Annotated in this window: 21 protein-coding genes; 9 read left to right on the top strand and 12 right to left on the bottom strand. The window is 72.2% G+C overall.

Annotated elements, in window-relative coordinates; all coding sequences use genetic code 11:
* Positions 1–84 precede the first annotated feature (84 nt).
* Positions 85–945, top strand: a complete 861-nt coding sequence (locus STRCI_RS10770) for a helix-turn-helix domain-containing protein (protein ID WP_269658658.1) — start codon at positions 85–87, stop codon at positions 943–945.
* The gene (locus STRCI_RS10765) at positions 946–1200 is read left to right on the top strand and encodes a DUF397 domain-containing protein (RefSeq protein WP_015661207.1); all 255 of its coding nucleotides are present in this window, start codon (positions 946–948) and stop codon (positions 1198–1200) included.
* Between the two features lie 117 nt (positions 1201–1317).
* Here the strand turns inward: STRCI_RS10765 and STRCI_RS10760 are convergent, their stop codons facing one another.
* From STRCI_RS10760 to pdxR, 4 genes are all read right to left on the bottom strand, one after another.
* The gene (locus STRCI_RS10760; RefSeq protein WP_269658657.1) at positions 1318–2022 is read right to left on the bottom strand and encodes a fused DSP-PTPase phosphatase/NAD kinase-like protein; all 705 of its coding nucleotides are present in this window, start codon (positions 2020–2022) and stop codon (positions 1318–1320) included.
* A 124-nt stretch (positions 2023–2146) separates the two neighbouring features.
* Complete coding sequence (locus tag STRCI_RS10755; protein ID WP_269658656.1) at positions 2147–3076, bottom strand: hypothetical protein; 930 nt, start codon at positions 3074–3076, stop codon at positions 2147–2149.
* On the bottom strand, positions 3073–5211 hold the full coding sequence (locus STRCI_RS10750) for a PEP/pyruvate-binding domain-containing protein (RefSeq protein ID WP_269658655.1): 2139 nt from the start codon (positions 5209–5211) through the stop codon (positions 3073–3075). The genes STRCI_RS10755 and STRCI_RS10750 overlap by 4 nt, the downstream gene beginning before the upstream one ends.
* Before the next feature lie 198 nt (positions 5212–5409).
* Positions 5410–6831 carry a MocR-like pyridoxine biosynthesis transcription factor PdxR gene (gene pdxR, locus STRCI_RS10745; RefSeq protein ID WP_269658654.1) on the bottom strand — a complete coding sequence of 474 codons (1422 nt, stop codon included), beginning with the start codon at positions 6829–6831 and terminating at the stop codon, positions 5410–5412.
* 47 nt (positions 6832–6878) lie between these two features.
* Here pdxR and STRCI_RS10740 point away from each other — a divergent pair, with 47 nt between their 5' ends.
* Entirely contained in the window at positions 6879–7361 is a 483-nt protein-coding gene (locus STRCI_RS10740; RefSeq protein ID WP_269658653.1) for a carboxymuconolactone decarboxylase family protein, read from the top strand.
* A 34-nt stretch (positions 7362–7395) separates the two neighbouring features.
* On the opposite strand, the gene STRCI_RS10735 is transcribed toward STRCI_RS10740, so the two are convergent.
* The 3 genes from STRCI_RS10735 to STRCI_RS10725 form a co-directional block, all read right to left on the bottom strand.
* Positions 7396–8883 carry a glutamate synthase subunit beta gene (locus STRCI_RS10735; RefSeq protein ID WP_269658652.1) on the bottom strand — a complete coding sequence of 496 codons (1488 nt, stop codon included), beginning with the start codon at positions 8881–8883 and terminating at the stop codon, positions 7396–7398.
* Positions 8884–8987: 104 nt separating this feature from the next.
* Positions 8988–9467 (bottom strand): anthrone oxygenase family protein, encoded by a 480-nt coding sequence (locus STRCI_RS10730; protein WP_269658651.1) that lies wholly within the window; start codon positions 9465–9467, stop codon positions 8988–8990.
* A 153-nt stretch (positions 9468–9620) separates the two neighbouring features.
* Positions 9621–10316, bottom strand: coding sequence for a DUF2293 domain-containing protein (locus STRCI_RS10725; protein ID WP_269658650.1), 696 nt, complete (start codon positions 10314–10316; stop codon positions 9621–9623).
* A 60-nt stretch (positions 10317–10376) separates the two neighbouring features.
* Between STRCI_RS10725 and STRCI_RS10720 the strand changes: the two genes are divergently transcribed.
* On the top strand, positions 10377–11027 hold the full coding sequence (locus tag STRCI_RS10720; RefSeq protein ID WP_269658649.1) for a nucleoside/nucleotide kinase family protein: 651 nt from the start codon (positions 10377–10379) through the stop codon (positions 11025–11027).
* Between the two features lie 135 nt (positions 11028–11162).
* The gene (locus STRCI_RS10715; protein WP_269658648.1) at positions 11163–11591 is read left to right on the top strand and encodes a CBS domain-containing protein; all 429 of its coding nucleotides are present in this window, start codon (positions 11163–11165) and stop codon (positions 11589–11591) included.
* A 52-nt stretch (positions 11592–11643) separates the two neighbouring features.
* Here the strand turns inward: STRCI_RS10715 and corA are convergent, their stop codons facing one another.
* A complete protein-coding gene (gene corA / locus STRCI_RS10710) occupies positions 11644–12771 on the bottom strand; it encodes a magnesium/cobalt transporter CorA (RefSeq protein ID WP_269658647.1) in 1128 nt (375 codons plus the stop codon).
* 209 nt (positions 12772–12980) lie between these two features.
* On the opposite strand from corA, the gene STRCI_RS10705 reads away from it, so the two are divergent.
* Positions 12981–13775: a methyltransferase gene (locus STRCI_RS10705; RefSeq protein ID WP_269658646.1), complete on the top strand. Its 795-nt coding sequence runs from the start codon at positions 12981–12983 to the stop codon at positions 13773–13775.
* 57 nt (positions 13776–13832) lie between these two features.
* Here STRCI_RS10705 and STRCI_RS10700 read toward each other — a convergent pair whose 3' ends face one another.
* Both STRCI_RS10700 and STRCI_RS10695 read right to left on the bottom strand, forming a co-directional pair.
* Complete coding sequence (locus STRCI_RS10700; RefSeq protein ID WP_269658645.1) at positions 13833–14747, bottom strand: carbohydrate kinase family protein; 915 nt, start codon at positions 14745–14747, stop codon at positions 13833–13835.
* Positions 14744–15652 (bottom strand): pseudouridine-5'-phosphate glycosidase, encoded by a 909-nt coding sequence (locus tag STRCI_RS10695; RefSeq protein WP_269658644.1) that lies wholly within the window; start codon positions 15650–15652, stop codon positions 14744–14746. The genes STRCI_RS10700 and STRCI_RS10695 overlap by 4 nt, the downstream gene beginning before the upstream one ends.
* Positions 15653–15752: 100 nt before the next feature.
* Between STRCI_RS10695 and STRCI_RS10690 the strand changes: the two genes are divergently transcribed.
* Positions 15753–16181: a VOC family protein gene (locus tag STRCI_RS10690; protein WP_269658643.1), complete on the top strand. Its 429-nt coding sequence runs from the start codon at positions 15753–15755 to the stop codon at positions 16179–16181.
* A 10-nt stretch (positions 16182–16191) separates the two neighbouring features.
* Here the strand turns inward: STRCI_RS10690 and STRCI_RS10685 are convergent, their stop codons facing one another.
* Complete coding sequence (locus tag STRCI_RS10685) at positions 16192–16746, bottom strand: methylated-DNA--[protein]-cysteine S-methyltransferase (protein ID WP_269658642.1); 555 nt, start codon at positions 16744–16746, stop codon at positions 16192–16194.
* Positions 16747–16820: 74 nt separating this feature from the next.
* Positions 16821–17696 (bottom strand): glycerophosphodiester phosphodiesterase, encoded by an 876-nt coding sequence (locus tag STRCI_RS10680; protein WP_269658641.1) that lies wholly within the window; start codon positions 17694–17696, stop codon positions 16821–16823.
* Between the two features lie 279 nt (positions 17697–17975).
* Between STRCI_RS10680 and STRCI_RS10675 the strand changes: the two genes are divergently transcribed.
* Both STRCI_RS10675 and uvrB read left to right on the top strand, forming a co-directional pair.
* Positions 17976–18845 (top strand): MHYT domain-containing protein, encoded by an 870-nt coding sequence (locus STRCI_RS10675; RefSeq protein ID WP_269658640.1) that lies wholly within the window; start codon positions 17976–17978, stop codon positions 18843–18845.
* Between the two features lie 39 nt (positions 18846–18884).
* Entirely contained in the window at positions 18885–21011 is a 2127-nt protein-coding gene (gene uvrB / locus STRCI_RS10670; RefSeq protein ID WP_269658639.1) for an excinuclease ABC subunit UvrB, read from the top strand.
* The last annotated feature ends 2 nt before the right edge of the window (positions 21012–21013 follow it).

Below are 21013 nucleotides of genomic sequence, written 5' to 3'. Positions count from 1 at the left end.
TCGACGGAGACCCGCCCAGGTCTTCGAATAGGTCTTCGAATGGCGCCGCAGGGCTGTCAGCAATTCATTGGTGGAGGTGGGAGCGTGAGCGAGCCGCGGTCCGCGCCGACGGTCGGCCAGGTCGTCCTCGGCCGGCGCCTGCTGGACCTGCGGGAACGCGCCGGGCTCAAGCGTGAGGAGGCCGCCCGCGTCCTGCGTGTCGCCCCCGCCACCATCCGCCGTATGGAGATGGCCGAGGTCGCCCTCAAGATCCCGTACCTCCAGCTGCTGCTGAAGGCCTACGGGGTCGGTGACGAGGAGGCCGACGCCTTTGTGCGGCTGGCCGAGGAGGCCAATCAGCCGGGCTGGTGGCAGCGGTTCCACGACATCCTGCCGGGCTGGTTCTCGATGTACGTCAGCCTGGAGGGGGCCGCCAGCCTCATCCGGTCCTACGAGCCCCACTTCGTGCCCGGACTGCTCCAGACCGAGGACTACGCGCGCGGGGTGCTGCGCTCGGGCGCTATCGGCCAGACCAAGCCCGACGACATCGAGCGCCATGTCGCGCTGCGCATGAACCGCCAGGAACTGCTCACCCGTCCCGACGCGCCCCGGCTGTGGTTCGTCATGGACGAGACCGTGCTGCGCCGCCAGGTCGGCGGCCCGGAGGTGATGCGAGCCCAGATCGACCGGCTGCTCGAAGTGACGAAGCTGCCCAATGTGACGTTGCAGGTCGCCGCCTTCGAGAGCGGACCGCACCCCGGCACGTACGGGCCCTTCGTGCTGTTCCGATTCGCCATGTCAGAACTGCCGGACATGGTCTACAGCGAGTACCTGACCGGTGCCGTCTACCTCGACGCGCGCCCCGAGGTGGCGACCCACCTGGAGGTCATGGACCGCATGGCGGCGCAGGCCGCTACGGCACATCGCACGAAGGAGATCCTCCGGGATCTCCGCAAGGAGCTGTGAATGGATCGCATCAAGCCACGCATACCCGTCTACAACGGCATGCCCGCGCGGGAGTTGGGCAGCGAGGGCTGGCACAAGCCGTGGAGCGGCGGCAACGGCGGGAACTGCCTGGAGGCGATGAAGCTGGCCGACGGCCGGATCGCCGTCCGTCAGTCGACCGACCCGGACGGGCCGGCGCTGATCTACACCACCGACGAGATGACGGCCTTCATCGAAGGCGCCAAGGCGGGGGTGGCCGACTTCCTGCTCTCCTGAGGCCTGTGCCCTTTTACGCTGATCTTGCTTTGACCTTGCCGCGACCTTGCTACGACCTTGAGTTGATGAACCACCGCTGATGGAGGCCGATATGACGGGGCCTCGCAATCGTGTGTCTCAGAACCAGGAGGCGATCCGCCGCGGGGCGTCCACCAGCCGGCTGACCACCACGACCGGCAGCGGCGGCTGCTCGACCTCGCTGGGGCTGAGGTTCAGCCCGTAGTAGATCTGCTCGATCGAGGGCGGTCCGACCGCGAGGTTGCGCCGGACCGCCTGGGCGGACGACTCCTCACCGGTCTGCACCAGATAGGCCGCGGCCATCGCGCCGGTACGGCCGACTCCCGCGCCGCAGTGCACGAACACCGGGCCGGAGGCGTTCTTGACCGTGTCCAGCAGCTTCTGGACCTGCTGCGACGTCGGCGTCTGGCCGTCCCTGATGGGCAGCCGGACGACGTCGAGTCCGGCCTTGCCGGGTCCGGCGAGCTGGTTGGCGCTCAGGTCCTCGGCCCGCAGGTCGACCACGGTGGTGATGCCCATGCTCGCCAGCGCGCGGTAACCGGCGGGCGAGGGGGCGGCACCGCGCCAGAGCTTGCCGTCGGAGCTGACGGGCTGGAAGTTGTGCACACCCTGGACGGTGCGGGTTCCGGCAGGTGCCGGGGTTTCTGCCTTGGCCCAGAACGAGAGGCCGAGAATGCCTCCCGCGCCGATGGCCCACAGGACGAGGTATCCGATGAGGATGCCGGTCAGGGCTCGTATCGCGCGCTGTGGCAGCGGACGCTTCTGGAGGGCAGGGCGGGGCAGAGTTGCAGTGAGGACAGCCATGAGCGACCCGGGGGGCTAGGGGACGTGGGCGCTTCAGCAGACTACCCCGGGATTGATGATCATCTATTCCTTATGTCCGTTTTGTGGTCTAGGTCTCATTTGTCATGCGCAGCAGGTGCCGGGCCTATCGCCGGTCCGCCTCCGCGTCCCCGATGCCCACCACCCGGAGGTGGACGCGCTCCAGCGTCGCGTCCTCCAGGCAGCCGCGCAGCCGCATCCGGTCGTGCTCGGTGAGGGCGGGCCGCACCACCCCGGCGTACAGTCCGTCCCCCAGATCGCCGAGGGAGGCGTGGTTCAGCGGCACGGACGTGGAGTCCCGGCAGCGCTCCCACATCTGCCTCGCGGCCAGTGCCCTCCGTGCCTCGGTCATGCTCGTGTCACGAAGATCGACCTGGACGAGCACCGAGGTCGCCTCGCTCTCGTCCGCCCGCTCGTCCCGGGTCTGGGTGAGGTTCGCGAGCCCCACGATCAGCGCGGCCAGCAGCGCGGCGCCCACGACGCCGACGGCGGCGACCCGTGCGGTACGGCCCCGGGAGGGCGGGGCGCCGACCGGTGGCAGGTCCTCCAGATCGCCGGGGGCGGCCGGATCGGGCGCGGTGAGCACGGCCAGCCGACCGGCGAGACGGCGCTCGGCGGGTCTCGCCGTGGCCTTCGCGATCCGCTGGACGACCCAGGCGATCCCGGACAGGGCGACCCCGGCGACCATGAGCACCGGCACGAAGACGTACGTTCGCTCGGCCGGCTCGTCCAGCCACCGGAACCGGCCGTTGCCGTTTCCGCCGGGTTCCGGCTCGGGAGCCGCGCGCAGCCGGGCGAGGACGTCGTCCTGCCGCGCGGCCAGCTCGCGCTGCCGTCGGTCGCTGTCGCGCTGCCGCTCCTCGATCCGCGCCAGGCGTCCCAGAATCACCAGGCCGAACAGCATCACCTCGACCACCAGCAGCAGCACCCCGCAGATCATGGCCCGCTGCCACTGCCACCGGTACAGATAGATCACGAGGTAGGTGCCCGCCCCGGCCGCGGCGAGCCCACCGAAGACGTACGCGATCCTCCTCATGACCCGTCCCCCAGCCGTACGTCACCCGCCGTTCCGTCGACGGTGAGGCGGGCGCCGGCCGGGAAGCGGCGGACCGCGTCCGCGGCGCCGACGACCGCGGGGAGGCGGAACTCCCTGGCCAGTACGGCCAGATGGGACAGCGGGCTGCCGGTCTGCGCGACCAGTCCGGTCAGTCCCGGCAGCAGCGGGGCGAGGGCGGGGTCGAGGGTGCGGACGACGAGCACCGGGTCCGGCGGCCGCGGTGCGCTGCCGTCCCACGCCGTGCCGACCGCGCGCCCGCCGGAGACCCCGCGCAGCCCGTCGCCCCGGCCGCTGGTCCGGTCGGCGACGACGACTCCGCCCTCCGCGAGCCGGAAGGCGTCGGGGAGCGGGGGAGTGGCGGGGGGCGGTGTGCGCCGGGCGAGATCGGCGGGGAGCCCTTCGCCCTGGAGCGCGTCGACCAGCTCCGGCCAGCGGAGCAGCCCGATCCGGTCCGCGCCCTGACCGGCCCGCCGCGCGACCTCCCGCACCAGGCGGATCTGAAGCTCCTGCACCCAGCGGATACGCAGACGCAGGGCTTCTCTGGGCGGGAGGGCGGCGGGGGAGGTCCGGGTGGGGAGGCGGTCCGGGGCGGGGGAGGGGGTGGGGGCGGAGTGGGAGCCGGAGCCGCGGCGCGTGCCCGTGTCGTCCTGGTCGGGGATCGCCGTCGGCAGGTGGACGTCGTGCAGCAGGCTCGGTGCCGTCAGCGCCAGGACCACCGGGTCCGTGGCGACGATCCGCTCGTCGGGCACCCCGCGCGCGCGAGCCGCCGCGAGGGCGGCCAGGGCCGTGCCCGCGGCCGTGCGGCCCGCCGGGGACTCGCGCAGGAGCGCGCCCGCGAGGGCCTCCTGGGCGTGCAGCGAGACCAGGACACGGCGGGTCCAGCGCAGCTCGTCGGTGAGAGCGGCCGAGGAGAGGCCGGCCGGTGCCGGTACCTCGGCCAGCCGCCGGTCCACGTCCGCCACCAGGTCCGTCGCCAGTCCGGGCAGCGCGGCGCCGAGGCGGCCCACCCGCCAGGCCGCCGCCAGCCGGCGCGCCCCCGGCGCCGGGTTCAGCAGCGCCAGCCACCGGTGCCTCGGCCGCACCGCGCCGAGCAGCTGCAGATCACCGGCCGCGCGCCCGCCGACGGCTGTGACCACGGGCGCCGCCCGCAGCAGCCGGCGCGGCGCGGTGCCGCCGATGTCCAGCGCGGCGGCGAGACCGCGGGTCATCGGCGCCAGCCACAGGTCCTCCTCCAGCGGCTGGAGCTGGTCCGGCAGCGTCTCCGCGACCGGTCCGGGCCCCAGCAGCCGCGCCCGGCGGACCGGCCGTGCCGCCATCGCGGTGATCGGGCGGCTCTGGAAGAGCCACAGCCGGCCGTCCGCGTCGAAGCCGAACTCGATGTCCTGCGGCCCGCCGAACACCCGCCGGGCCCGCCGCGCGAGCCGGGCCAGCCGGAACAGCTCGCCCCGGGTGAGCAGCGCGTCCGCCCCCGCGGGCTCGGTGCGCAGCACCCGCCCGTGTCCGCCGAGCCAGTAGTTGGTGCCCGCCTGGGCACCGCTGACCAGGCTGTCCGGCCCACCGCGGACCGCGCTGACCAGCATCCGGTCGGCCCGTCCCTCGACGGGATCGGCACCGAACATCACCCCGCCGACCCGGGCGGCGAGCATCGGCTGGACCAGCACCGCCATCGGCGCGACCGACCCGTCCGGCCCGCGCGCCGAGTCCAGTACAGTCCGCACGGCCGTACGGAAGCCCTGCCAGCCCCGTACATCGAGCACCGAGGCGAACTGGCCCGCGAGCGAGGACTCCTCCGTGTCCTCCCGCGGCGAGGAGGAGCGCACGACCAGCGGACGGCTGCCGCCGTCGGACAGCGCCTGCCAGGCCCGGCGCAGGGAATGCGGGTCGCCGGCCGCTCTGTAGGGGATCACGAAGCCGGGGAGCACCGGCAGCCCGGCCCCGGCCGCGCGGGCGAGATTCGCGGCCTTGGACCCGGCCCTGGCCGGCACGGCGGCAAGAGGCTGTTCCAGCGGGACGGTGGCCGGGCCGTACGTCTGCGTCAGGCCGAGGGCCACCTCGCCCCGGGGCTCTTCCCCGTCGCGTGCGCCTTCTCCGTGACGTTCATCCAGCGTCGTCATCGAGCACCCTCCAGGACCGACCGCCAACAGGGGGGACGCGCGGGGTGGGCCCTGCGCCTGACGGCGGAACGAAGGATGGGACGGACCACCGCCGGGACTGTGTGGACACGACAGCGGTACGCCACCTCCTCCGATGATCCCACTGCTGTTCCGATCCATGTAGCCCGGAAGCCACTTTTCGGACACTTCGGAGAAGATTTACGGATCCGGAAAGGTTCCGCAGAGGGCGTCCAGCGCCGCCGTATAGGCGTGCTCGGACGGGGTCGCGTAGCCCACGACCAACCCGTCATAGGCCGGTACGGCGGCCTCCGCGGCCTCCGGGTGCCGGAACGCGGCGAGCCCGTCCAGGGCCACCCCGGTCCGTTCGGCCCGCGCGACGGTGGCCGCCTCGGTGCCGGGCGGCAGCCGCAGCACCGCGTGCAGCCCGGCCGCCACCCCGGTGACCTCGATGTGCGGCGCCCGCTCGGCCAGCGCGGCGACCAGCCGGTCCCGGCGGCCGCGGTACCGCTGCCGCATCCGCCGCACATGACGGTCGTACGACCCGCGCGTGAGGAAGTCGGCGAGGCTCAGCTGGTCCAGCACGCTCGCCCAGGCCTCCCGCTCGCCCTTGGCCGCGAGCACGCCCTCGACGTACCGCTCGGGCAGGACCATCCAGCCCAGCCGCACCGCCGGGGACAGGCTCTTGCTCACCGAGCCGACGAAGATCACCCGCTCGGGATCGAGTCCCTGGACGGCTCCCACGGGCTTGCGGTCGTAGCGGAACTCCCCGTCGTAGTCGTCCTCCACGATCACCGCGTCACGCGCGCGTGCCCAGTCGACCACGGCGGCGCGGCGGACGGCGTGCAGCGGGCCGCCGGTCGGGAACTGGTGCGCGGGGGTGAGCAGGACGCCCCGCTCGCGGCCCAGCCGCGCGACCTGAGCGCCGTGCTCGTCCAGGGGCAGCGGCACGGTCCGCACCCCCGCGCGGGTGAGCAGCTCCCGGTGGAAGGGCAGCCCGTACGCCTCCACGGCCAGCGGACCGCGCAGCACCCGCCCCTCGAACAGCAGCCGCATCGCGTGTGCGAAGCCGGAGCAGATCACGATCCGCGCCGGGTCGCAGCGGACGCCACGCGCGCGCGGGAGGTACTCCGCGAGCGCCTCCCTCAGCTCCACGCGCCCGGCCGGATCGCCGGGCCCGAACACCTCGTTCGGCGCCTGCTGAAGGGCCCGCCGGTAGGAGGCGAGCCAGTCCGCGCGCGGGAAGCCCGAGACGTCCGGGGTGCCCTGGCGCAGGTCGTGCCGCGGGCCACGCGCGCGTGGCGGGGTCTTCCCGGGCGCTTTCCCGGCGTGTCGTGGCGGCTCCGCCCGTTCCGCGACGCGTGTGCCCGAGCCCTGGCGGGCGGTGAGCCAGCCCTCGGCGACGAGCTCGGCGTACGCGTCGGCCACCGTGTTCCGGGCGACGCCCAGGTCGGCGGCGAGCGAACGGTAGGGCGGCAGCCGGGTGCCGGGGGCGAGTCTGCCGCCGCGCACGGCGTCGCGCAGGGCACGGATGAGAGCGGCCCGTCTGCCGCCCGGCCCGGACAGCTCCAGATGCAGATCCGCGCCGATGCGCTCCGCGGAATTGACCCATGATTCGGACACGAAAATGCACCCTACAGGGGGTCTTTCGGAGCCGTAGATTATGAGGCATGACGATGAACACGCAGATCGACGCCAAGGCCCCCCGGATGAACTTCGCCAAGACCGCCCCGAAGATCAACCGGGCGATCGTCGCCTTCGACGCCGCCGCCCGCGAGGGCCTGGACCCGACGCTGGTCGAGCTCATCCAGATCCGCGCCTCGCTGCTCAACAACTGCGCGTACTGCCTGCACATGCACACCAACGACGCCCGCAAGGCCGGTGAGACCGAGGACCGGCTGCACCTGGTCGCGGTCTGGCGGGAGGCCCGCCACTTCTTCACCGAGAAGGAGCAGGCGGCCCTGGCCCTGACCGAGGCGGTCACCCTGGTCTCCGACGCTGGCGTCCCGGACGCCGTCTACGCCGAGGCGGCAGCCCGGTTCGACGAGGCCGAACTGGCCCACGTGCTGGCCCTGATCCTCACCATCAACACCTGGAACCGCATGGCCCTGGCGGTGGGCAAGGTGGCGGGAACGGACGAGCGGCAGGGCTGACCCGCCCGGACCGTGTCCTCAGGCAGTGAGACCGTCAGACCGTCATGGGGCGGTCGTACGGCGAGATCGGCGCCGGCAGTCGTGAGCTTCCCGTCAGCCGGCGGTCGACGGCGGCCGCCACCGCCCGGCCCTCGGCTATCGCCCACACGACGAGCGACTGCCCCCGGGCCGCGTCCCCGGCCGCGAACACGCCGGGGACGTTCGTGGCGAACTCGGCGTCCCGGGCGATCGTGCCCCGGGGCTCCAGCTCGACCCCCAGCTGTCCGAGCAGCCCGTCCTCCTGGTCGGGCCCGCTGAACCCGAGCGCGAGCAGCACGAGTTCGGCCGGAATCGCCCGGCCAGTGCCGGGCCTGGGCCGCCGGTTCGAGTCGACCTCGACCAGGTGCAGCCACCGTACCCGCCCGCTCTCGTCCCCCGTGAAGCGCAGCGTGGACGCCGCGAACAGCCGCGCGTCCGCGTCCGCGGCGGGCGCCGTCCCCAGCTGCCCCGCCTCCTCATGGGCCGCCGAGAGCCGGTAGACCTTCGGGTACGTCGGCCAGGGCTCGGTGTCCTCGTCGCGCTCGGCGCCGGGCTGGGCGTAGATGTCGAGCTGGGTCACCGACGCGGCGCCCTCCCGGACGGCCGTGCCCAGACAGTCGGCGCCGGTGTCACCGCCGCCCACGATGACCACGTGCTTCCCGGCGGCGGACATCGGCGAGCTCTCGATGTCCCCCTCGCACACCCGGTTGGCCAGCGGCAGGTACTCCATCGCCTGGTGGATCCCGGTCAGCTCCCGCCCCGGCACCTCCAGCTCACGCCACGTGGTCGCCCCCGTGGCGATCACGATCGCGTCATGGCGAGCGCGCAGCTCCACGGCGCCGAGATCCCGCCCGACCGCCGTGGACGTACGGAACTTGGTCCCCTCGGCCCTCATCTGCCCTACGCGCCGCTCCAGTTGCCCCTTCTCCATCTTGAACTCGGGGATGCCGTACCGCAGCAGTCCGCCGATCCGGTCGTCCTTCTCGTACACCGCGACCGTGTGCCCGGCCCGGGTCAGCTGCTGGGCCGCCGCGAGCCCCGTGGGCCCCGAGCCGATCACCGCGACCGTCCGTCCCGACAGCCGGTCCGGCGGCCGGGGCGGGGCGAAACCCAGCTCCCAGGCGCGGTCGGCGATGGCGCACTCGACGTTCTTGATGGTGACCGCGGGCTGGTTGATAGCGAGCACACACCCCGCCTCGCACGGCGCCGGGCACAACCGCCCGGTGAACTCGGGGAAGTTGTTGGTGGCGTGCAGCCGGTCGGCGGCGGCCCGCCAGTCCTCCCGGGACACCAGGTCGTTCCACTCGGGGATCAGATTGCCGAGCGGACAGGCGTCGTGGCAGAACGGTATGCCGCAGTCCATGCACCGGTCGGCCTGTTTGCTCACGATGGGCAGCAGCGCCCCGGGGACATAGACCTCGTCCCAGTCCCGGACCCGCTCCTCGACCGGCCGCCGGGGCCAGTCCTGGCGAGGAGTGGTCATGAATCCCTTGGGATCGGCCATGGCCGTCTCCCTTGCGTGCGGAGCGGGGGCGCGCGTCGTCGGACGCGACGTCGGGCGGCACTCTTTCGGCCACGATACGTCTCATTCGCCCCTTGCGCTTTCCCTCAGGTGAGCGCCAGCACGTAGCAGACGGCGGCGGCCGACGAGGCGATCATGCGCACGTGGTTCCAGGCCGTCCACTCCCGCACATACCTGGTCCAGTACGCGCTCGCCTCCGACGTACCCGGCTCCAGCTTCATCAGCGCGTCGTTGCGGGGCACGTTGGCGACCATGGTCACGCCGAACGAACCGAACAGATACAGCGCGCTGCCCAGCAGCAGCTCCACGGTCCCCTCGTCGGGCCACAGCACGAACGTCACCACGGCGAGCACCGCGCACAGCACCGCGGAACCGAGGAACACCATCATGAACGCGGGGGTCACCGCGGCCACGTTGATCGCCTGCATCGCCGCGACGCCCTGCGCGGGCGGCAGCGCGGCGAGCCCCCTCATCACGAAGGTCGAGAACGCGCAGAACACCCCCGCCACCAGACCGGTCCCCAGCACACCCAGCACGGTCAGTACGAAGTACGGCCCATCGATCATCAGAACCTCAACTCCCCATCGCCGCCGGAGATCCTTCCCGGCACCACCTGACACCACAAGTGAATTCCCCTGAGCGGCTCCGTCCCATGGCCCATCGGCGCGGGGACATAAGCGAGAGTCCAGCCCGGAGCGGGTGGGGCGGCAGGCGCGCGCTCAGCCCGCCTCTGCCACCGGTGCACGCCAGCCCCTCAGCACCGCCTCCACCGCCGCCGCGACCCTCCGCCGGGCCTCGCGCCGCGGCACCCCGCTCATCAGCAGGTGGTCGTACGGCGTGTCCAGATGCCGTACGGAGGCCGCCACCGCCGACGTCACGGCCGTCTCGGACAGGGCGCGCCCCGCCGCGCTGCGGCCGACCCGTCCGCTGCCCCGCACCGAGGCGTGCGCTGCGGTCGCGGCGGCCCGGTCCGCCGGGCAGCCCGGGAACAGCCGCCGTATCTCCGCCGCGAACGCCTCCGTGAACCGCGCGTCCTCGGCGGCCCGGCGCCGCGCGTCCCGCTGGCGTCGGCGCCGTCTGGCCTCGGCGTCCGCCAGACACCGCGCCTCGGCGCGGGCCAGCCCCGCCTCCTCGACGAGGACGCCCTGCCGCTCGTAGCGCCCCTTGCGCCGGTTGAACCGCACCACCACCGCCGACAGCCCGCTCTCCTCCCGGGAGCGGCGAGTCAGCGCGGTGTCGCCGCGCGGCAGGAACACCAGATGCCCGAGGTCCGCGCAGTCCAGGCACCGCGGCGCCCCGTCCTCCAGCACGAGCAGCGACAGCGGACCGCCCCGGCACCCGGCACAGTGCCGCCGCCGCAGCGGCTGGATGGCGAGAAGTCCCGCGCGGTGCGGGGGAGTTGCCGGCTGTGCCATACCCGGTTCATTCCCCCCGACGTGCCCGGGCACCATCCCCGCGGTCGGCTCTGACGCATCATGGGCCCTGTGCGACTCGAAGCGATCACCTGGGACCGGCTCGGCGACCTCCTCGCCGAGCGGCTGCTCGACCTGAAGCCCGCCGACGGCGGTCCCTGGCCGCGCATCGCCTTCGACGGCGCCCCGGCCGCCCGCCCGGGAGACCTCGCGGAACGCGTCGGCGAAGCGCTGCGGACCCGTGGCCGCCCCTCGCTGGCCGTCGGCGCCGAGGGCTTCCTGCGCCCCGCCTCGCTCCGCCTGGAACACGGCCGCCGGGACGTCGAGGCCTACTACGACGGCTGGCTGGACACCGGCGCCCTGTGGCGCGAGGTCTTCGGCCCCCTCGAACCCGGCGGCGACGGCCGCGTCCTGCCCGACCTGTGGGACCCGGTCACCGACCGGGCCACCCGCAGCCCCTACGTCCGGCTCCCGCCCGGCGGCGCCCTGTTGCTGCACGGCCCACTCCTCCTCCGGCACTGGTTCCCCTTCGACCTGACCGTCCATGTCCGTCTCTCTCCGGGCGCCCTGCGTCGCCGTACCCCCGAGGCCGAGCACTGGACCCTGCCCGCCTTCGAGCGCTACGAGGACGAGACCGACCCGGCCGCCACCGCCGATGTCCTGGTCCGCGCCGACGACCCCCGCCACCCCGCCTGGAGCGGATGGACCGGCTGACCGCGCCGACCGGCCGGCCCAGGGGGCCGCCCTCCTCTGAGGTGCGGTCGCCCTTCGGCGCGGCGAGAATGTAGGGCGCCGGGACTAGCGGTGCGTCCTGCGCCGCGCCGGCCGTCCGGCATCAGGAGGTACTTCATGACCACTGCCGGAGACATCATGCACCGCGGCGCCCAGTGGATCCCGGCGCACGAGACCCTGGACCGTGCCGCTCAGCTGATGCGTGACCTCGGCGTCGGCGCCCTGCCCATCGGTGACTCGAACGACCGGCTCTGCGGCATCCTCACCGACCGCGACATCGTCGTCGGCTGCGTGGCCATGGGACACGACCCGGCCAAGGTCACCGCGGGCGAGATGGCCCAGGGCACCCCGCGCTGGGTCGCCTCGGAGGCCGATGTCGGCGAGGTGCTCCAGGTGATGCAGGAGCACCAGATCCGCCGGCTCCCCGTCATCGAGAACAAGCGCCTGGTCGGCATGATCAGCGAGGCCGACCTGGCCCAGCACCTGACGGAGGACCAGATCGCCTCCTGGGTCGAGAGCGTCTACGCCAGGACCGCCGCGCACTGAGCGGCACGGATCGTGCGGAGCGCGTCCTCGCCACGGCGGCGGGGACGCCCCGTCACAGCCAGCCGTTGCGCCTGAAGCCGCGGTACAGGCTCAGACACGCCACGGCGATCACGCCTATGACCAGCGGATACCCGAACTTCCAGTGCAGCTCCGGCATGTGCTCGAAGTTCATGCCGTAGACCCCGCAGACCATCGTCGGCACCGCGACCAGCGCGGCCCAGGCCGTGATCTTCCGCATGTCCTCGTTCTGCGCGACGGTGACCTGCGCGAGGTGCGCCTGGAGGATCGAGTTGATCAGTTCGTCGAAGGAGGCGATCTGCTCCCTGACCCGCAGGAGGTGGTCGGAGACATCACGGAAGTACGCCTGTATCTCCGGGTCGATCACCCGCAGCGGCTTGGTGGCCAGCTCGTCCAGCGGTCGGGCCAGCGGGGCCACCGCCCGCTTCAGTTCGAGGAGTTCCCGCTTGAGCTGGTAGATCCGGCCGGGGTCGACCCGCGCGCCCGCCTCGGCGAACACATCCGTCTCCACCTGGTCGATATCGGCCTGCACCGAGTCGGTGACGCTCAGATAGTCGTCGACCACATGGTCCGCGATGGCGTGCAGCACCGCCGCCGGGCCCTTGGCGAGCTGTTCGGGCTGCGACTCCAGCTCCTCGCGCAGCGGACCCAGCGAGCCGTGCCGGCCGTGCCGCACGGTGATCACGAAGTCCTCGCCGGTGAAGACCATGATCTCGCCGGTGTCCACCACCTCGCTGGTCGCCGTCAGCTCCTCGTGCTCGACGTAGCAGACCGTCTTGAACACCGCGAACAGCGTCTCGTCGTAGCGCTCCAGCTTGGGACGCTGATGGGCCTCGACCGCGTCCTCGACGGCCAGCGGATGCAGCTCGAACAGCTCGGCGATGCCCGCGAACTCCTCGTCCGTCGGCTCGTGCAGGCCGAGCCAGACGAAACCGTCGCCGCGCTTGCGCACCCGCTCCACTATGTCGACCAGATCACCGCTCGCGGGGACGCGTGCGCCCTCGCGGTAGCTCACGCAGTTCACCACGGAGGAACCCAGCGGGGAGCGGGCCGGGTGGCTCAGGTCGACTCGGGGGCGCCGCCGGGCCAGCCGGGCAACCTTGCGCAGGCCGCCGACCGTGCCGAGGCTCGTGACCTTCCGCAGATTTCCTGCCATGGACATCTGGATCTCCTCGCGTGGATCTCCTCGCGCCGTCTTCCGCGCTGGTCGCGCCAGTCTGCCAGGTCGGTGTGAGAGCCGGGTAAGCCTGTGGGAGCAGGTCATTCCGCTTGGTTCCCGGCTGTGGACAACCTGCCTCGGCGGGGTCGTGAACGCGTTCCCGGTGCGCGTCGACCACTCCGGACAAGATGGATAAATGGGATGATCGCGGCATGACGCGAACCGACGGGTATCTCCTGGACAACCGGCAGAGTGAAGCCGGCGAGCGTTTCGACGCCTTCGCCGCCCTCTTCGATCCCACGACCTTCCGGCACTTCGAAGCCCTGGGCGTAGGCGCCGGTTGGCGCTGCTGGGAGGTCGGCGCGGGCGGCACCTCCGTGGTGTCCTGGCTCGCCAAGAAGGTCGGGCCGACCGGACGGGTGGTGGCGACCGACATCGACACCTCACGGGTCGCGGCGGCCGCCCGGCCGCCGGTCGAGGTGCGCGTCCACGACGTGGGAACCGAGGAGCCGCCGGGGGAGGGCTTCGACCTGGTGCATGCCCGGCTCGTCCTCGTTCATGTCCCGGACCGGGAACGGGCGTTGCGCTCGATGGTCGACGCACTGCGGCCCGGCGGACGGCTCATCGTCGAGGAAGCCGACCCCGGCCTCCAGCCCCTGGCCTGCCCCGACGAACACGGCCCCGAGCAGCAGTTGGCCAACCGGCTGCGGCAGGGCTTCCGCAAGCTCCTCGCCGACCGGGGCGCTGACCTCTCCTACGGGCGCCGGCTCCCGCGACTGCTGCGGCAGGCCGGGTTGCAGCGGATCGAGGCCGACGGCTACTTCCCGGTCGCCTCGCCCGCCTGCGCGGCCCTGGAGTCGGCGACGATCCGTCAGATCCGTGACCAGCTCGTCGCCGCGGACCTCGCCACCGACCAGGACATCGACCGCCACCTCGCCAACGTCGCGTCAGGACGCGTGGACCTGGCCACGGCCCCGATGATCTCGGCGTGGGGGCGGAAGGGCTGAGGCGGGCGGGGCCGACGATGGGCCTTGTCCCTCGGCAGCTTCCCCGCGTGGCCTTGCTCAGTCCGCCCCCGGCGGTCTCCCGCCCACCCGCTCCACCGCCGACGCGCCCGCCCGGCACCCCTCCCGCGCCGCCTCCTCGGATCCCGCGCCCCTGAGCAGCGCGGCGAGGAAGGCGCCCGTGAAGGCGTCGCCCGCGCCGGTCGTGTCGGTCGGGGTCGCCGGTGCCGCCGGGATGCGGGCACGCACCGTCCCGCCCTCGGCGACCAGCGCACCGGCCGCGCCCTGCTTGACGACTACCAGAGGGACGTGGTGGCTCAGCTTGGCCGCCGCGTCCGCCGCGTCGGGCAGCCCCGTCAGCAGGCAGGCCTCGTCCCGGCTGGGCAGCAGGATCTCGACGCCGTCGACGAGGGCGAGGAAGCGGTCCACGCCCAGGTCCACCAGGAACCCGGCCGACGCCGGATCCAGGCTCACCGGCACCCCACGCGCGCGGGCCGACCCAAGGGCCGCCGCCACCAGCGCCCGGCTCGACTCGGCGAACAGCAGATAGCCCGACAGATGCAGCCGGGCCACCCCGTCCAGCAGCGCCTCCGACCAGTCGTCGGCGTCCAGCCGGAGCGCGGCGCCGCTGTCGGTCAGGAACGTCCGCTCGGCCGCCGCACCCGCGTCGACCAGGCAGACCACCGTCCCGGTCGGCGCGTGGGCATCGACGACGAGCTGTGGCCGTACTCCGCAGGCCGTGAGTTCCCGCTCGTGCCAGGCCGCCGCCTCCGCGCCCACCCGTCCGAGCAGCCGTACCTCCGCCGCCGCGGAGTACGCCGCCCAGCAGGCCACGTTGGCGCCCGCGCCGCCCGGCACGGTCCGGATCGCTGCGGCCGTGTCCGTGCCCGGGGCGAGCGGGCCCGAGTGCCGGGCGATGACGTCCGTGACGACATCGCCGACGACCAGCAGGGCACCGTCCGGCGCGGTCGTCACGCCCGGGCCCAGGCCGCCGCGATCCGCGCCGCCAGCCCTACGTTGCCGCGCACCGCCGCCAGATTGGCGTCGAGCGAGGCGCCGTCGGTGTGCCGCACCAGGTAGTCGAGCAGGAACGGCGTGACGGCCTGGCCGGTGACCCCCTCCTCCTCGCACGCGTGCAGCGCCTCGGCGAGCACACGCGCGTGCAGCCCGGGATCCAGCTGCTCCGACTCCGGTACGGGATTGGCGACGATCAGCGCCGACTCCGGTCCGTCCAGAGCGTCCTGAGCCCGCATCACCTCCGCCACCGCCTCCGGGGAGCGCAGCGTCCAGTCCACCGGGTGCCCGGAGTCCGACAGATAGAAGCCCGGGAAGCGGTCGGTGTCGTACCCGGCGACCGCGACCCCCAGCGTCTCCAGCCGCTGGAGCGTGGCCGGCACGTCCAGGATCGACTTCACGCCTGCGCAGACCACCGTGATCCGGGTGCGCGCCAGCAGCCCCAGGTCGGCCGACTCGTCCTGGGTCACCGTCCACTCCCGGTGCACCCCGCCGAGCCCGCCGGTCGCGAACACCCGGACGCCCGCCCGCGCCGCCAGCAGGGCCGTCGCCGACACCGTGGTCGCCCCGCTCGCCCCGGCCGCCACCGCGAGCGGCAGATCGCGGTGCCCGAGCTTGCGGATGCCGTCCTCGTTGGCGACCCGCTCCAACTGCTCCTTGTCCAGGCCGACATGGGGTCGCCCGTCGAGCACGGCGATCGTCGCGGGCACGGCACCGGCACGCCGTACGACGTCCTCCAGCTCCAGGGCCACCTGGAGGTTGCGCGGGCGGGGCAGCCCGTGCGCGATGATCGTGGACTCCAGGGCCACCACGGGTCGACGCGCGTCGATCGCGTCCCGTACCTCTTCCGACACCACCAGCACCACGTGCCCGCCTCCTGTCGTTCGGTCCTCCCTCATCCCTGGCGAGCCCCGCGACCGGTCAAACCACTTGCGGCCTGTGGGGGACGACACCAGCCTGGGACGCATGACCGACCACACCGCACGACTCGACCATGTCGTCCTCTGGGTGAGCGACCCGATCGCGTCGACCGAGTTCTACGAGAAGACGCTCGGCACGGAGCCCGTGCGGCTCACCGAGTTCGCCGAGGGGCGGGTGCCGTTCCCCTCGGTGCGGCTCAACGAGGAGACCATCATCGACCTGATGCCGCAGACCATGGCGGCACGGATGAAGATGCTCCCCAGCGCCGTGAAGAGCGCGGGACACCCGGTCAACCACGTCTGTGTCGCCCTCCCGGCGGACGCCTTCGACGCGCTGCTCGGCCGCCTGGAGGGCAGCGGGGTGCCGGTCTCGGAGATCTCCCACGACTCCTTCGGCGCCCGCGGCCCGGCCAAGCGCAGCTTCTACTTCCGCGACCCGGACGGCAACGTCTTCGAGGCACGGCACTACGACTAGACCGGCCAGGTCAGAACAGCGGCTCCGGCAGTACGCCCTCCAGTGCGAGCAGCTTTCGCTTGGTCTCCAGGCCGCCGCCGAAGCCGCCGATGCCGCCGTCGCTCTCCACGACCCGGTGGCACGGCACGACCACGGGCAGCGGATTGGCACCCATCGCCGTGCCCACCGCCTGCGCGGCGCCCGGCTGGCCGACCCGCCCGGCCAGATCGCCGTAGCCGACGACCGAGCCGAAGGGCACGCCGGTGGCCAGCTCGCGCAGCACCTGCCGGTTGAAGCCCGAGATCAGCGACCAGTCCAGGGGCAGCTCGAAGTCGTGCCGCTCGCCCGCGAAGTACGCCTTCACCTGGCGTATCGCCTCGGCGAGCAACGGGGAGCCGGGCGCCTCGACCGGTGTGCGGCCCAGCCGGGACCCGAGCCGGTCAAGGGCCCGGTCGCGCACCGCGTCGGTGGCGTGGAAGACGACATTGACCAGGCCCTCGCGGGTCGCGGCCAGCAGCAGCGGGCCGATGTCGGTGCCGACGACGGCCCACACGACCTGCTGCTCGTTCTGCCCATGGCTGTCCATGCGCCCCACCGTACGGCCCGGCACTGACAACGCCCCGGGGAACCGGCACCGCACCGGCTCCCCGGGCCGCCCCGTCACCCCCCTTGCACGGCGTCGCGCACCACGTCCGGCTTGTTGGTGATGATCCCGTCGACGCCGTACCCGGCGACCCGCCGGGCGTCGGCCGCGGTGTCGACGGTCCAGGTGAAGACCTCCAGCGGCGTGCCGTGCGGTCCGGTGAAGGCGTGCACGGCGGCGACATAGCCTGTGGAGATCGAGCCGTGGGCGGGGTTGATCTGGTCGGTGAACTCGGCGTACTCGGGCAGGTCCGCCACGTTCGGGGTGCCGAGGAACCCGGTTCTGACGGCCGGCTTGAGGTCGTGGACGGTCCGTACGGTGTCCGCGCCGAAGCTTTGCACGATCAAGCGCCCGGTCACATGCTCCCGGTCGAGCCAGCCCTCGTTGGCCAGCACCTTCAGGGTCTGCCGCTCGATGCCCGGGTACAGGACGGGGTTCTTGATCTCCAGGAGCAGCTTCTGGTGGTTGCGCTCGACGCGGCGCAGGTACCGCTCCAGCGTCGGCACGCGCGCGCCCGCGTAGGCGGGGCCGAACCAGCTACCGGCGTCCAGGCGCGCGATCTCCGCGGCGGTGAAGTCCTTCACCTTCCAGGGCGCGCGGTCCGGGAAGACCTCCTCCACGTCGGTGGTGCGCATCAGGTTGTCGTCGTGGAGGACGACCAGCGCACCGTCCTTGGTGCGCTGGACGTCGTTCTCGACCCACTGGATGCCCAGCTCGGCGGCCTTGTCGACGGCGGCCAGGGTGTTCTCGGGCGCGTAGGCCGAAGCGCCCCGGTGGGCGAGGACCACCGGCGGCTCGCCGGTGCTGCCCGCCTGGGCGTGGGATGTCGGCAGCAGGAAGGCGGCGGTCCCCAGGAGCGCGGAGGTCGTGGCGGCAACAGCGCGCGCGTGCATGCGTTCTCCTTCTGTCGAGCGTCACGGTCAGCACCACTGTGACAGCAGAGCGTCAACAGCAAGGGGTTGCATCATGGCCATGGATTGAATGGTGTTGCCCAAGACCGTTCACCACTGCCGCACAACTGGGGCAGGGCCGTGTTTCTTTGCCGGAAAATCGTTCGACCATTCCGGTGGGAGTCATACTCTCTGCACTCGACCCTGACCGCCCGGGCGGTCCTGGGAGGGGGCGCATATCAGTACATTCCGGGATGTAGGACGGCGGAAGGACAGCCGCGCATGCAGGGCACGGTCGACGGATTCAGCTACGGCCTCGTCACACCGCTGGTGGCCTACCTCATGGCCTGCCTCGGTGGCGCCCTCGGTCTCCGCTGCACCACCAGAGCCATGCTCGTCACCCGCTCCTGGCGCCCCGGCTGGCTGGCCCTCGGCTCGGCGGTCATCGGTTCCGGCATATGGACCATGCACTTCGTCGCGATGATGGGGTTCACCGTCGAGGAGACCCCGATCCACTACGACAAGCCCATGACGTTCGCGAGCCTCGCCGTCGCCGTCGTCATGGTCGGCGTCGGGATCTTCATAGTCGGCTACAAGGGCGCCCGCGGCACGGCCCTGTTCACCGGCGGAACCATCACCGGGCTCGGCATAGCCTCCATGCACTACCTGGGCATGGCCGGCCTTCAGCTCAACGGCAAGCTGGAGTACAACACGCTCACCGTCGCCGCCTCCGTCGCCATAGCGATGGCCGCGGCCACCGCCGCCCTGTGGGCCGCCGGACAGGTCCGGGGCTTCCTGTGGAGCGTGGGCGCCAGCCTCGTCATGGGCCTCGCCGTGAGCGGAATGCACTACACCGGCATGGCCGCCCTCAGCGTCCATCTCCACAGCACCCAGAGCGCCACTCCCGGCGACTCGTCCGCGGCCGTGCTCGCGCCCATGATGATCGGCCCGCTCGCCTTCCTGCTGCTGGCCGGAATCGTCGTGATGTTCGACCCGCTGATGGTCATGGGCAAGCCCGACCCGGCCGTCGCCGACGACGGCAAGCCCGGCGTCCCCGCCCACAGCGCCCGCTCGCACACCGTCCGCCACCCCCGGCTCCGGGCCCGCCGCACCGTCGACGAACGCCGCTCCCGCACCCCGCAGAACCGGTGACCGGACCGCGTTGTCAGTGGGTGGCCGTACGGTGGATCCATGCGGCCCGTTTCCAGCATCGAACGCACGGTGGCGCCCTTCGAGGTCGTCAGCCCCTACCAGCCCAGCGGCGACCAGCCGCAGGCCATCGCCGACCTCGCCCGGCGCATCCAGGCAGGTGAGAAGGACGTCGTCCTGCTCGGCGCGACCGGCACCGGCAAGTCCGCCACCACCGCGTGGATGATCGAGCAGCTCCAGCGCCCCACCCTGGTCATGGCGCCGAACAAGACCCTGGCCGCGCAGCTGGCGAACGAGTTCCGGGAGCTGCTGCCGAACAACGCCGTCGAGTACTTCGTCTCGTACTACGACTACTACCAGCCCGAGGCCTACGTCCCGCAGTCGGACACCTACATCGAGAAGGACTCCTCCATCAACGAGGAGGTCGAGCGGCTGCGCCACTCCGCCACCAACTCGCTGCTCACCCGCCGCGACGTCGTCGTGGTCGCCTCGGTGTCCTGCATCTACGGCCTCGGCACCCCGCAGGAGTACGTGGACCGGATGGTCCCCCTCAAGGTCGGCGAGGAGATCGACCGCGACCAGCTGCTGCGCCGCTTCGTGGACATCCAGTACACGCGCAACGACGCGGCCTTCACCCGCGGCACCTTCCGGGTGCGCGGCGACACCATCGAGATCTTCCCGGTCTACGAGGAGCTGGCCGTCCGCATCGAGATGTTCGGTGACGAGATCGAGGCGCTGTCCACGCTGCACCCCCTCACCGGCGAGATCATCAGCGACGACGAGCAGCTGTACGTCTTCCCGGCCTCCCACTACGTTGCGGGCCCCGAGCGCCTGGAGCGCGCGGTCAACGACATCGAGAAGGAGCTGGGCGAGCGCCTGGCCGAGCTGGAGAAGCAGGGCAAGCTCCTGGAGGCCCAGCGGCTGCGCATGCGCACCACCTACGACATCGAGATGCTCCGCCAGATCGGCAGCTGCTCCGGCGTGGAGAACTACTCGATGCACTTCGACGGCCGACTGCCCGGCTCCCCGCCCAACACCCTTCTCGACTACTTCCCGGACGACTTCCTGCTCGTCATCGACGAGTCGCATGTGACCGTGCCGCAGATCGGCGCCATGTACGAGGGCGACGCCTCCCGCAAGCGCACCCTGGTCGACCACGGCTTCCGGCTGCCCTCCGCGCTCGACAACCGCCCCCTGAAGTGGGAGGAGTTCCAGGAGCGCATCGGCCAGAGCGTCTATCTGTCGGCCACCCCGGGCCAGTACGAGCTCTCGCGCTCGGACGGCGCGGTCGAGCAGATCATCCGCCCCACCGGCCTGGTCGACCCGGAGGTCGTGGTCAAGCCCACCGAGGGCCAGATCGACGACCTGGTGCACGAGATCCGGGCGCGCACCGAGAAGGACGAGCGGGTCCTGGTCACCACCCTCACCAAGAAGATGGCCGAGGACCTCACCGACTACTTCCTGGAGCTGGGCATCCAGGTGCGCTATCTGCACAGCGACGTCGACACCCTGCGCCGGGTGGAACTGCTGCGCGAACTGCGCGCCGGTGAGTACGACGTCCTGGTCGGCATCAACCTCCTGCGCGAGGGCCTGGACCTGCCCGAGGTCTCCCTGGTGGCCATCCTCGACGCGGACAAGGAGGGCTTCCTGCGCTCGGGCACCTCCCTGATCCAGACCATCGGCCGCGCCGCGCGCAACGTCTCCGGCCAGGTCCACATGTACGCCGACAAGATCACCGCGGCGATGGAGAAGGCCATCGACGAGACCAACCGCCGCCGGGAGAAGCAGGTCGCGTACAACAGGGCCAACGGCATCGACCCGCAGCCACTGCGCAAGAAGATCAACGACATCGTCGCGCAGATCGCCCGCGAGGACGTCGACACCGAGCAACTCCTCGGCTCCGGCTACCGCAAGACCAAGGACGGCAAGGGCGCCAAGGCTCCCGTGCCCTCCCTGAGTGCGAAGTCGGCCAAGAGCAAGGGCAAGTCCAAGGAGACCGTGCCCACCGACCGGCCCGCCGCTGAGCTCACCGAGCAGATCGAGGAGATGACCGCGCGGATGCGTGCCGCGGCGGCCGACCTCCAGTTCGAGATCGCGGCCCGGCTGCGCGACGAGGTCTCCGAGATGAAGAAGGAACTGCGCCAGATGAAGGAGGCGGGCCTGGCCTGAGG

The organism is Streptomyces cinnabarinus (assembly GCF_027270315.1).
Classification (GTDB): Bacteria; Actinomycetota; Actinomycetes; order Streptomycetales; family Streptomycetaceae; genus Streptomyces; species Streptomyces cinnabarinus.
Note: the sequence above shows the minus strand (reverse complement) of the source record. Positions and strands in the feature narration are given on the sequence as shown.

Bases quoted from the DNA above. Each gene is read 5' to 3' on its own strand.
- STRCI_RS10765 (WP_015661207.1), top strand. From the start codon at position 946: ATGGATCGCATCAAGCCACGCATACCCGTCTACAACGGCATGCCCGCG.
- STRCI_RS10760 (WP_269658657.1), bottom strand. From the start codon at position 2,022: ATGGCTGTCCTCACTGCAACTCTGCCCCGCCCTGCCCTCCAGAAGCGT.
- STRCI_RS10755 (WP_269658656.1), bottom strand. From the start codon at position 3,076: ATGAGGAGGATCGCGTACGTCTTCGGTGGGCTCGCCGCGGCCGGGGCG.
- STRCI_RS10750 (WP_269658655.1), bottom strand. From the start codon at position 5,211: ATGACGACGCTGGATGAACGTCACGGAGAAGGCGCACGCGACGGGGAA.
- STRCI_RS10740 (WP_269658653.1), top strand. From the start codon at position 6,879: ATGACGATGAACACGCAGATCGACGCCAAGGCCCCCCGGATGAACTTC.
- STRCI_RS10735 (WP_269658652.1), bottom strand. From the start codon at position 8,883: ATGGCCGATCCCAAGGGATTCATGACCACTCCTCGCCAGGACTGGCCC.
- STRCI_RS10730 (WP_269658651.1), bottom strand. From the start codon at position 9,467: ATGATCGATGGGCCGTACTTCGTACTGACCGTGCTGGGTGTGCTGGGG.
- STRCI_RS10725 (WP_269658650.1), bottom strand. From the start codon at position 10,316: ATGGCACAGCCGGCAACTCCCCCGCACCGCGCGGGACTTCTCGCCATC.
- STRCI_RS10720 (WP_269658649.1), top strand. From the start codon at position 10,377: ATGGGCCCTGTGCGACTCGAAGCGATCACCTGGGACCGGCTCGGCGAC.
- STRCI_RS10715 (WP_269658648.1), top strand. From the start codon at position 11,163: ATGACCACTGCCGGAGACATCATGCACCGCGGCGCCCAGTGGATCCCG.
- corA (WP_269658647.1), bottom strand. From the start codon at position 12,771: ATGTCCATGGCAGGAAATCTGCGGAAGGTCACGAGCCTCGGCACGGTC.
- STRCI_RS10705 (WP_269658646.1), top strand. From the start codon at position 12,981: ATGACGCGAACCGACGGGTATCTCCTGGACAACCGGCAGAGTGAAGCC.
- STRCI_RS10690 (WP_269658643.1), top strand. From the start codon at position 15,753: ATGACCGACCACACCGCACGACTCGACCATGTCGTCCTCTGGGTGAGC.
- STRCI_RS10685 (WP_269658642.1), bottom strand. From the start codon at position 16,746: ATGGACAGCCATGGGCAGAACGAGCAGCAGGTCGTGTGGGCCGTCGTC.
- STRCI_RS10680 (WP_269658641.1), bottom strand. From the start codon at position 17,696: ATGCACGCGCGCGCTGTTGCCGCCACGACCTCCGCGCTCCTGGGGACC.
- STRCI_RS10675 (WP_269658640.1), top strand. From the start codon at position 17,976: ATGCAGGGCACGGTCGACGGATTCAGCTACGGCCTCGTCACACCGCTG.
- uvrB (WP_269658639.1), top strand. From the start codon at position 18,885: ATGCGGCCCGTTTCCAGCATCGAACGCACGGTGGCGCCCTTCGAGGTC.